The 11,730-nt window shown below is 28.3% G+C and carries 12 protein-coding genes; 2 read left to right on the top strand and 10 right to left on the bottom strand.

Features of this window, described 5'->3' with window-relative positions; translation table 11 throughout:
• Positions 1-98: 98 nt before the first annotated feature.
• From H8S10_RS18385 to mnmH, 9 genes are all read right to left on the bottom strand, one after another.
• Positions 99-677: an oligopeptide/dipeptide ABC transporter ATP-binding protein gene (locus tag H8S10_RS18385; protein WP_347707686.1), complete on the bottom strand. Its 579-nt coding sequence runs from the start codon at positions 675-677 to the stop codon at positions 99-101.
• Between the two features lie 17 nt (positions 678-694).
• Positions 695-1,099: an ATP-binding cassette domain-containing protein gene (locus H8S10_RS18010; protein WP_207731916.1), complete on the bottom strand. Its 405-nt coding sequence runs from the start codon at positions 1,097-1,099 to the stop codon at positions 695-697.
• A gap of 12 nt (positions 1,100-1,111) precedes the next feature.
• A complete protein-coding gene (locus H8S10_RS16630) occupies positions 1,112-2,359 on the bottom strand; it encodes an ABC transporter permease (RefSeq protein ID WP_186839618.1) in 1,248 nt (415 codons plus the stop codon).
• A gap of 15 nt (positions 2,360-2,374) precedes the next feature.
• Positions 2,375-3,379 (bottom strand): ABC transporter permease, encoded by a 1,005-nt coding sequence (locus H8S10_RS16625; protein ID WP_186839617.1) that lies wholly within the window; start codon positions 3,377-3,379, stop codon positions 2,375-2,377.
• Between the two features lie 109 nt (positions 3,380-3,488).
• The gene (locus tag H8S10_RS16620) at positions 3,489-5,345 is read right to left on the bottom strand and encodes an ABC transporter substrate-binding protein (protein WP_186839616.1); all 1,857 of its coding nucleotides are present in this window, start codon (positions 5,343-5,345) and stop codon (positions 3,489-3,491) included.
• Between the two features lie 124 nt (positions 5,346-5,469).
• Positions 5,470-6,918: a helix-turn-helix domain-containing protein gene (locus H8S10_RS16615; RefSeq protein ID WP_186839615.1), complete on the bottom strand. Its 1,449-nt coding sequence runs from the start codon at positions 6,916-6,918 to the stop codon at positions 5,470-5,472.
• Between the two features lie 139 nt (positions 6,919-7,057).
• Positions 7,058-7,435, bottom strand: a complete 378-nt coding sequence (locus tag H8S10_RS16610) for an ankyrin repeat domain-containing protein (protein ID WP_055263081.1) — start codon at positions 7,433-7,435, stop codon at positions 7,058-7,060.
• Positions 7,436-7,588: 153 nt separating this feature from the next.
• Positions 7,589-8,275, bottom strand: a complete 687-nt coding sequence (locus H8S10_RS16605; RefSeq protein ID WP_186839614.1) for a SpoIIIAH-like family protein — start codon at positions 8,273-8,275, stop codon at positions 7,589-7,591.
• Between the two features lie 87 nt (positions 8,276-8,362).
• Entirely contained in the window at positions 8,363-9,469 is a 1,107-nt protein-coding gene (mnmH, locus tag H8S10_RS16600) for a tRNA 2-selenouridine(34) synthase MnmH (RefSeq protein WP_186839613.1), read from the bottom strand.
• A 214-nt stretch (positions 9,470-9,683) separates the two neighbouring features.
• Between mnmH and selD the strand changes: the two genes are divergently transcribed.
• The gene (gene selD, locus H8S10_RS16595; RefSeq protein ID WP_055263087.1) at positions 9,684-10,721 is read left to right on the top strand and encodes a selenide, water dikinase SelD; all 1,038 of its coding nucleotides are present in this window, start codon (positions 9,684-9,686) and stop codon (positions 10,719-10,721) included.
• 186 nt (positions 10,722-10,907) lie between these two features.
• Here selD and yedF read toward each other — a convergent pair whose 3' ends face one another.
• The gene (yedF, locus tag H8S10_RS16590; protein ID WP_186839612.1) at positions 10,908-11,504 is read right to left on the bottom strand and encodes a sulfurtransferase-like selenium metabolism protein YedF; all 597 of its coding nucleotides are present in this window, start codon (positions 11,502-11,504) and stop codon (positions 10,908-10,910) included.
• Positions 11,505-11,628: 124 nt separating this feature from the next.
• Here yedF and H8S10_RS16585 point away from each other — a divergent pair.
• The coding region (locus H8S10_RS16585) for an IS1 family transposase (RefSeq protein ID WP_347707662.1) at positions 11,629-11,730 on the top strand (102 nt) is incomplete at its 3' end.

Here is an 11,730-nt window from a genome sequence, read left to right as displayed (position 1 = left end):
ATTAATTTTATTGTAGGTTTGTTTACCATACAATAAAAAATTCAAACTTATATAATTTTCAAAGAGCGAGCAATTCTATGAAAAATCAAGCTATTTTTTCATATCAGCTTAACAGATTCTTCAGATTCATTCATATAGCATTTATACATACGTCCATTTTCTATGTATTTCTCATCTATACTATGAACCATACATTCAGGTTTTGAAAATTTGCAACGCTCAGCAAATCTACAACCTAGAGGTGGATTTTTTAAGTTAGGAGGTGTACCTGGGATAGCAACTAATTTATTATTTTTTGTACCCTCTTCAGGTACTATTATAGATCCCATAAGACCTTTTGAATATGGATGCATAGGGTCAAATACCATTTCTTTTGCTTTACCATACTCTACAATTTGACCTGCATACATTACCATAATATCATCAGTTACATTATATAGTAGAGGTAATTCATGAGTTATAAATATCATTGATTTTATAAAACCTTTATGCATCAAATCTTTTAACATTTTTATTACCATCTTTTGTGATGTAACATCTAAAGCAGATGAAGGTTCATCTGCTATTAATACCTTTGGTGATAGAATCGTAGAAATTGCTATTACAGTTCTTTGTTTCATTCCTCCTGATAGCTCTACTGCATGTTTTTGAAGGACACTTTCTGGTAATCCTAATATTTCAAAACGTTTCCTAGCTAAATCATAAATATCATTTTTTTAACTTTAGGATCATGCGCTCGAATTACATCTTCAATAAATCTTATTATCTTTTGAGTAGGGTTTAGTGCATTCATAGCAGATTGAGGTATATAAGCTATTTCATTCCCTAAAATTTTCTTTCGTACATCATCTGGTTTCATAATTGAAATATCTTTACCATCTACCTTTATACTTCCACTTTGATAATGAAGAGGTGCAAAATAATATCCCATTAAGCTTAATGCTAAAGTAGATTTTCCGCAGCCAGATTCGCCAGCTATACCAAGTGACTTTCCTTCTTCAATCTTTAATGAAACTCCATCTACTGCATATACATCTTCACCAAACCTTGTAATATATTTAGTTTTTAAGTTATCTACTTCTAATAATACTTTTCCCATAACCAATTCCCCCTACTCTCTAAGCTGTGGATTAAATACTTTATCTAATCCTGTATTCATCAAATTTAGAGAAAATGTAATTAGTGCAATTGAAAGAATAACTGGCAAGAATGCCCACCATGCATTAGATAATGGTGCTTTATATTGCATAGCCCAGTTCATCATTAAACCTAAAGTTGTAACTTTTGTAGTTGCAGGTCCTAATCCTAGCATAGATAATTGAGCTTCAGCTAGAATACCTGATGATATCTGTAAAATTAGAGCCATTATTACATATGAAGCTACATAAGGCAATATATCTGTTAGTATTATTCTAAATAAGCTATGTCCTGACAATTTAGATAAATTTACATGATCCCTATTTCTAAGGGAAATAACCTGTGATCGAACAGATCTAGTTGTCCATGTCCAAGAAGTTAAGCCTATTATACTAGCAACCATAGTTATACCTCTTGCACTTTGACCAACGCTATATGATATAAGAATCAATATTACAAAAGACGGAATTACTGTAAATAAATTTGTAATAAACATTATAATATCATCTAATAATCCTCCAACATATCCAGATAATAAACCTAACATTAAACCTATCAAAGTTGCAATCAACCCAGCTATTAACCCTATTTTTAATGAAGTTCTTGTAGCATATACTAATTCAGTTAATACATCACGACCAAAGTTATCTGTACCTAATACGAAAGTTCTTTGATTAGATATATCTTTCACATTGACAAAATCTTTGGAGTTTACTTTAATACCTTCTACTAACTCCCCAGTCTCTTCATCAGCAGTTGAAATGACTATTTCACTTTCCTCTAAAATTCCATCAATTTTATTATCTAATCTTACATAGTACTTTTTCTTAGCAGAAATTAGACCTTCTTGGGAATTATTAGAATCATAATACTTATTCCATAACTTAACTAGTTCTTCTGCATTTGTCACATCTATCTCACTTATAGAAACACCTCCAAACTTTTCAAGCCATGTAGCCATTTCAGCTCTATCTTCTAAAGAAAGTTTACTTTCTAATCTACCTGCTTTAGTATCTATGTTTAGTTTATAACTTTTTGATTCTACTACATCAGTGATAGATACATAATTACCTGGTTTATAAAATAGCCCACCTACCATTTCTAAAGGATCATAGGAAACAAGTATTGGATATACTATAGTCACAAATAGAATAGTGATAAATATAATAAATCCTAATAAGAATTTTTTATCATGAAAAATTTGTTTTAATTGACTTTTCATCTTCTGCCTCCTCCTTTAGTCTTGTTGTGATGCTTTTATACGAGGATCAATTACACCATATAAAATTTCTACTAATAGATTTGCTAACAAAACCATTATTGTAATAATTAAAGTACATGCAGAAATTAACGGATAATCACGACCCTTTATAGCATTCAAAATTGTGGTTCCTAGTCCAGGATAACTAAAGATTATCTCCGCTACTAAAGCTCCACCTATCATAGTACCTATAGACATAGCTAGCCCTGTTATTTGTGGCAACATTGCATTTCTAAATACATATTTAGTAATTTTTCTATCTTTTATCCCTAAGAATCTACTGTATTTCACATAATCAGCATTAAGCTCATAAATTGACATTGAGCGCATCCCTATAGCTTGGCCACCTACTGTTATTAACACAATAGACCAAAATGGTAATTGGTAATGATATATAATTGATTTAAAAAATGTAAAGCTAGCATTTGGTATTAATTCATATCCATAACCTCCACTAGTAGGAAACCATCCTAAGTTTACAGCAAAGACAAATAGAAGTATTATAGCCATTCCAAAGGCTGGAACATTACTAAAAAATAAAAATATAGGTAAAATTCCTTTATCAAATATTCCTTTTCTATATGCAGCCACAGCTCCTAATAAGTTTCCTAATATCCAACCTACTAATATGGCAGGAAGTTGAAGACAAACAGTCCACCATACAGAAGATTTTATTATATCTGAGACAGTTCTAGGATATTGACTAAATGAAACACCAAAATCACCTTTTACAGCATTTTTAATAAAGCTAAAAAATTGAGTTGTCATAGGTTCATTTATACTAAATTTTTCAGCATACTCTTCATATACTTTTTGAATAGCTGTAGAATCTGTCATACCTGCAACAGATCTTGCTGCAATTGCAGATACAGGATCACCAAGCATCAATCTCGGTAATACAAAGTTTAAAATAACAGCAATAATAAATGTTGCAACATACCATGCTATTTTATTTGTATAATACTTTTTATATCCTTTCACATTATCACCTCCACGTTGAACTTACTGTAAATTATTTTATAAAAACGACCATGCTTAATCAATCTTTAAACATGGTCATTTTAATATTTAATTGACTATTTCAATTTAATTATTCAACATTTTTAAGGTGATATAATGCTGCAACTCCATAACCATCTGTACAATCTAGCGGTGGAATATTATTTCCATCATTTTTTTCTGGGAACCCTGTCCATACACTTTCATTTACTGTATGGAATACTTGTGGTCTATACATTAATGAAAATGAAGGAACTTCTTCAAGATATATTTTACTTAATTCAGTATAATATTCTTTTAACTTAGATTGATCTTGTTCAGTTGGTATTTTAGCGAGGATTTCATCTGCCTTTTCACTAGTGAATCCACCAAAATTACCACTCCAGTTTACTTCTAATTCATTGTATGTGCTTGAAAGCAATGCCATTGAACGAGTCCATGGATTTGCAATTGATGCTCCTGGAGGACTCCACATACAAATATCAAATTTACCTGTTGTCATATCATCATAGAATGTATTTGCATCTGGGAAATATGTTTCAATATTAATTCCTATTTCCTTACCTGCAGCTGCAACTATTTCTAGTGATGCATTCCAATCTGACCATCCTTCTGGACACTCTGCTTTATATGATAGATTTTCACCATTTATTTCACGAATTCCATCTCCATCTGTATCAACTATACCAGCTTCATCAAGTAGTTTATTAGCACCTTCAATATCTTTACCTGTAAATTGTAAATCACTTAATGCAGCTTGATCTACCAATTCTTGTTCAGCCTTTGTTGGATTTATTAAACTTCTAGGTGCATCTTTAAATGTTGGGGAATATCCAGACATAGCTGTTGATATTATTTGGTCATAATCTACAGCCATAGCAATAGCTTTACGAACTTCTACTCTATCTAATCCTGTTCTTTCAATATTGAAGAACGCTGTTGGCATTGTAGCACAAACATAATAAGGTGCATCATCTATATAAGTAGATATAGGTTTTCCACTTTCCCACATCTTCCATACTTCAGATATAAATTGTTGAGATACATCTACTTCACCATTAGCAAATGCAACATCTCCAGATGCATTATCAGCAAATATTGTATGAGCTATATATTTAGGTGTTGGTAAACTGCCCCATAGACTTGTACCCCAATAGTTATCATCTCTTATAAATACAACTTTTTGATCATCATCATAATAAGGTTTGTATGGACCAGAAGTAACTAGATCATCCATCACATCTTCTTTAACTTTATCAGCTTCATTATTATTTCTAGCTTCTACTATTTGTAAATATGTTTTTTGCATAACATATACTTTAGGAATATATTCTATTACTTTTAATGGATTAATTGGTACACCAGCATCATCTAGTTTTGAGTAAAATACAACTGTTGTATCATCTTTTGCTTCTACTTTTTCAATGTAAGCAGAATAGTCATTACCTGTAGTTGAACCATACTTTACATGAGTGTTAAATGTATAAACTATATCTTCAGCAGTTACCTGTGTGCTATCGCTCCATTTAGCATCTGGATTAAGTTTAATTGTTAGTTGACTTTGATCACTATTCCATTCATATGATTCTCCAAGTAAAGGTTGTAGCGATCCATCAAGCATATTATATAAGAATAGTGTTTCATAAATTAATACTCTAGCAGAGTCAACTTGCTGTATTGCCATAGCATTATTTGAGTTAGAACTCATAGGGTTCCAGTTATTTATAGTTCCCCATTGTTGTCCATTGAAATAAAGTGTCTCATTTCTAGGTGTTGAGTTTGCAACATCACTTTCTTCTTGTTTTGGAGTTTCTTTTGACTTTTCACTTTCTTCTGTTTTTTGAGTAGTATCATCTGTAGTATTTTCTTTAGTATCAGAACCACATCCAACTAAAAATGATACTGCCATCATGCTAGCTACTAATCCTGCTAACAACTTCTTTTTCATTATTTCCCCCTACTTATTTATTACTAAAAAGGATAACCTCTATATAAATAATTATAGATGTTATCCTTTACAAAATAAGTGTATTTTTTTTTACTTTTGGTGTTATTTTTTTACTAAAATCTTTTTAGACTATTCTATTATCTCTTCCAGACTTAATATTTTTACGATATTCTGTTGGTGTAACACTAAATCCCCCTTTAAATGTCTTCATAAAATGTTTATCATTATCATAACCTACAGCCTCACTAATTTCATTTATCTTCATATCTGTTTCATCCAACAGCCTTTTAGCTTCTTTAAGCCTCACTTCTTTCAAATAATTAACAAAATTCTTACCTGTATATTCTTTGAAATCTATAGAAAAAATTGTATAATTCATAGATACATAATTAGATATAAAAGTCATATTAATATTATCTTTAAAGTTTTTATTTATATATCTAACCGCTTCTTCAATTTTAATTCTATTTTTATAAAAATCATATTTATTTAATAGTTTCTTATTTATTAATACCATTAATAAATATATTTCCTGACAATATATATCTATATTAGTATAATTAAAAGCATTTTCTAAAAGTTCTAATTTAATTTTCTCTTCTTCAATAATTCCTTTATATGTCTCATATATTCTACTATATATTTTATTAATCAGGTCTAAAAATGAATCCTTACTAATTTCTGACCTTTTAACTAACATAACTATTCTTTTTAAATAGCTAGTGCTTACTTCTAATCGATTAGTACCAATAAGATTTATCAATCTTTCTATTTCATACTCATCTATTATTCTATCCTCTTTAATATTAACTTTTTTATTTAATTGCAAAAAAAAGTTTTCTTTTCTTAATTCTATTGCTTCATTTAATGCATTCATAAGACATTTGATATCTGTATAGCTATTACTTATTCCAAAACCAAATCCGTTTAAATTTTCATTTATAAATCTCTCTGCCTTATCTGATTCTATTATAATTACATTATGTCTATTTATATTATGGAAATAAAAGCAATTATTATTTATATTGCTTTTCATTTTATAATTTGTACAGATTATTTTATAACATATGTTTGTAATATATTTGCTTAAAATACTATTAAGACTTTTAGCCACATTTTCATCTAGTTTATTTTGAACTAACAAGTGCTTAATTTGTGAATAAAGTAAAAATACCTTTTCAGTAACTTCTTCTTTTTCTTCTTTATACTCTTCTTCCAATTTTTTTATAGTTGTAATTAATTCACTATCTTGGAAATTACCATATAAATACTCTTTTATACCACAGCGTAATAATTCAACAATATCAGAAGAGGTATCTAAATAACTTATTATTATTACTTTTGGTTTTAATCTAATTTTGTTAATTTTTTTTAATAATATAATACCATCGCTGTGATTTTTAGTTAAGCATATTATTGATAGGTTAATATTATTGTTTTTAATTTTTTCATATGCATCCTCTTCGCTATTACATTCTATAATTGTTTCAACCTTGATTTCAGAATATTTTATAATTTCTCTTATTCTTCCTATCCTTGCTTCTTTATGGTCTACTATAATTATATTTTTCATTAATCTTAATCAGCCTTTCTACATATTACAATACAACTTTCGCTTTTAAACAAATTGATTTTACTACTATAACTATATGAAATTACTCTTGCATAAATTATAGTTAATCTGAATAATGTATTTTTTTTGATTATTTATATCAAAATATTTTCTTTATTATATTTAAGAAAACTCTATCATCCTTAACTTTTATATCTTTGACTTCCTCTTTAACTTTTTCAATATTAAAGATAATCTTTTTCTTATTTATAAAATAATCAATAAGAATATTATTTTCATTCAAAATAATATAATGAAAAATAGTTAAACCTCTGTCATCCCTAATATATAAGTTTGCTCCATTATCTATAAGCAAGTCTAAAATCTCAATGTTACAGTTGTCTACAGCATAGAATATAGCTGATTTATGATTTCTATCTTTATAATCTATATTGCAGCTCTTTATTAATTCTTCTACTAATTTAAGATTATTATTTCGTGTTGCAGAGATAATATCATTACATCCAAAAATCTTCATATATGTACCTCTCAAATTTGATTTCTACTCTTTAAGCCTTTAATAATTAATAAAAAAAAGACCATTAGATATATTATATCTAATAGCCTTCTTTTAGGTACTAATATTTTATTAATTATTTATTAACACTACTAACCTAGTGTTAAATATGTTCTAATTTTTTGATTCTATTTGTATATCACTTAATCCAGTAATACCTTCAACTATATTTTGAATTGATGTTGCATTTTCTTCAGTAAACACATCATTTGTTTTTACGTAAACTCTAACAATATTTTTATCAATCATACATAATGCATCTTCATATCCATTATTAATTATTTCTGATTCAACAGCTGTCTCTTGTTCTTGAATTTTAACTTTTTCATTTAATAAATTAGTTGCATTATCTATAACTTCTTGAGAAGAATTAGTATCCTCTATTATACTATTCATTTCTTCTTTAAAGTCAGTATCTGCTTTAATTTTATTCGCTCTATCATTATAGAAAAATCCTTGATTACTCATAGTTTCTTCTGCATTATCATTTTCTAATATCATAGCAGATAAATCAGCTGATAAACTACTTGCACTTTCGTCAGTACTTCTTCCAGTAGTATAAATAACTGTACCGATTATAGATATACACAATATAGCACCAACGATAACTGATGGCTTTCTGTTTTTCACTTGTGTTCTAAACCCAGTTTTAATGTTTTTAAAATTATACTTTGGATATACTTTATCAATTCTTGCTTGTGCTAAATCGTTTTGCAATACTTTCTTACATCCTGAACATATAATACTTCCTTCCTTATTTTCTTTACCACACTCTGGACAAATAATTTTATTTTCACTCATAAAAAAACTCCCCTTTTACATTTCTTTTACTCTAATTATATGAATGAAATAAATGTAAAATTACGGAATTATTATATATTTAACTGATTATTTCTCTAAACTATTTATATATTGTAATACTGCTTTTTTATCTCCTCTAAATATAATATTTCTATCATCTTTTTCAATAGAATGTTTATACATAGGATCATAATAATTATTTAAGAAAAGCTCTATCCATACTCTATTATACTCATAACTTCCAGTAGTTTTTTGAATACTATAAGCCTTATTAAACTCATCTATAATAATTTTCAATCTATCTCCACCTAGTTTAGACTTTACTCTTTCCATGCTTTTTAACATGTCATCATACCAAAGTTGTACTCCCAATTCATTATCGTTATAAGCAGCTATAAACTCTTTCTGTCCATTAATTACATAATCATCAAGAATATTTTCTACTCTTTCTTCTATAGATGATTCTAAAAATATAACATCTGAACTATGAAATAATCTATAAAGATTATTAGGTATAAAACTTTTACCTATATTTTTACTTTCATCTTCTAATATCATATATTTATACTCTTTGTTATTATGCTTAATAATTTCGTAAGCTAAATTGTTTTCAAAATTTATCTGTGTTGGCTGAATTGTTACATGATGTCCAAATGTTGATCCTCTATGATTAGCTATACCTTCAAGATCTATAGAGTTTTTTAAATTATTTAATAAGATTGTCTTTCCTGAACCAGTATATCCCGTAAGTATTAAAGGTTTTGCCTTTATACTATTAGGTTCTAATGAGTTTATTAAAAAATTACGAAAAGATTTGTATCCACCTTCTAATTTAACTATCTCTCTTTTTCCTATCTCACTTATCCATTTTTGTGCTATTGTTGAACGTGATCCACCTCTAAAACAATAAATCATAGAATCAGGATTTTTATCTATAAAATCTATCCATCCACTAATTCTATTTTCTCTAGTTTTTCCTGATACAATTTCATAACCTAATTTTGTTGCTTCATCATTTCCTTTTTCTTTATAACAAATTCCAATAATATGACGTTCTTCATTTGTTAAAATCGGTAAATTAACAGAAGTTTGAAAGGCTCCTTTTTCAAATTCAATCGGTGCTCTTACATCTATTAAGGGTATATTTTTTAAAACTATATTTTTGAAATCATTTGTTGTTACCACTGTATTCATCCTCTATTCTAATATTTATTCCTTATTATAAATAATACCATATTTAATTTTACACTTATTTCAATATATATGTAAACAACTTAATTCTCCATATTATTACAATTTAATTTAACCTAGATATATTTGGGTTATGGTAATATAATGTAGTTATATCGCTAAATTCAATTTACTTATATAATTGTATAATTTTATTAAATAATTAGGAGGACTAAAAATGTCTAATAACATAAAATTAACTACATTAACGAAAACATCCGGTTGTGCAGCTAAAATAGGACCTGCTGTGTTAGATTCCGTTTTGAAAAATCTTCCTCAGTTTGAAGATCCTAATCTATTGGTTGGCTTTGATAAAAAAGATGATGCTTGTGTTTATAAAGTTTCTGATGATAAAGTAGTGATTCAAACTGTTGACTTCTTTCCTCCAATGGTTGACGATCCTTATACATTTGGTCAAGTAGCAGCAACTAACGCCTTAAGTGATGTATATGCTATGGGAGGAGATCCTGCCTTAGCCATGAATTTACTTTGTTTTCCGTCATGTTTAAACCCATCAATTATGCATGATATACTTCAGGGAGGATATAGCAAGATTAAAGAAGCTGGTGCAGTTGTTGCAGGTGGTCATACAATAGCTGATCCAACTCCTAAATATGGTCTATGTGTTAGTGGATTTGCTCATCCAAAAGATATCCTTACCAATAGTAATGCTAAAACAGGAGATGTATTGGTATTAACTAAACCTATTGGAGTTGGTATTTTAAATACAGCAAATAAAGCAGAATTATTAACTCAAGATAAAATAAAAGAAGTCACAAATATTATGACTACTTTAAATAAATATGCAAAAGAATCATTTAAGGGACTAACAGTTCATGCTTGTACTGACATAACTGGATTTAGCTTAATTGGTCATGGATACGAGATGGCCGGTGGTAGTAATAAAACAATAGAACTTTTTAGTAATAATATTCCTATTATACCAGATGCTTTAGAATATGCTAAAATGGGTATTCTTCCAGAAGGAATGTATAATAATTTAGAATACTTAAAAGATATATTTAGAATTACTAATGGAGTAACTCAAGAAATGCAGGATGTTCTTTTAGATCCTCAAACCTCTGGAGGGCTTCTACTTTCAATGCCTGAAAAAGATGCTAAAGAATACCTATCTCGTATGGAAATATATACTCCTTATACGCGAATCATAGGCCAAGTAATAGATAAACAAGATTATTCAATTATAATCAAATAAAGTAGAAACACCTTATTTGATTATAAGTTAAGAGTTTATAGTTAAAAGTTTAAGAAGAAAGTTAGTAAAACTAAATTTAAATCATTATAAATTTAAAGGTTTCATCTTTAACTTTTCACTTTTACTCTTAACTTTATAAAGTTAAATAATATTCTATTTGTGTAAATGTACTATATACTTATTCTTTTATAATGTAATGACTTTTGATGTTGATTTCATAACTCCAACAATATCATACATATTACTTACAGTTCCTACTTTAAGTTCATTTTCAAGATTATAATAATTTAAACATGCTCCACAAACTAATACATTAACACCTTTTTGAGCTAAAACTTCTAAATGCTCAATAGCTTGTTCGTTTAGTGTTGGAACTTTTACACCATCATTCATAAATAGTACTGCTTTTGGTAAATCTTCATCTTCAGATAGTGTATAAAAGAACATTTTCATTAATGACTTTCCAAGCTCTTCTGCTCCAGCTCCAATTATGTCTTTTCCAACAAATATACACCAATCACCTAGTGGTTTTTTACCTTGTATTTTATTTAATACTTCTTGACACTCTTCACAACCATTAGAAAAATGTACTAAATATATACCTTCAGTTTCTTCTAATGTTATTTCAAAGCCTTGACTATTAGCTAACTTTTTCAAATTCTCTACTGCTATATTATTATCAACTTCAATCGCGAAGAATTTTGTTCCTAAATCTATTTCTTTTTTTGCCATAATTACAGGCATAGGACAAGCTTTTCCTTTTGCATCTATAACTTTTTTCATACTTTTCCTCCATAAACTAATATACGATCTGTTAAGTTATATGAACATTGCTCTTCTCAGCCCAAGGAAATACAATAGGTTTGCGATACTAAATAATACCCCCTTCAAAAAGGAGAGAAGAACAATGAGCAAAACTAATATAAAATGCCCACGCTGTAATTCTGATAAACTATACAAGTTTGGTATGAATAAGCAGGCTAAACAAAAGTATCAATGTAAGCAGTGT

Origin of the sequence: Clostridium sp. NSJ-49, assembly GCF_014287725.1 — a bacterium.
GTDB classification, from domain to species: Bacteria; Bacillota; Clostridia; order Clostridiales; family Clostridiaceae; genus Clostridium; species Clostridium disporicum_B.
Note: the sequence above shows the minus strand (reverse complement) of the source record. Positions and strands in the feature narration are given on the sequence as shown.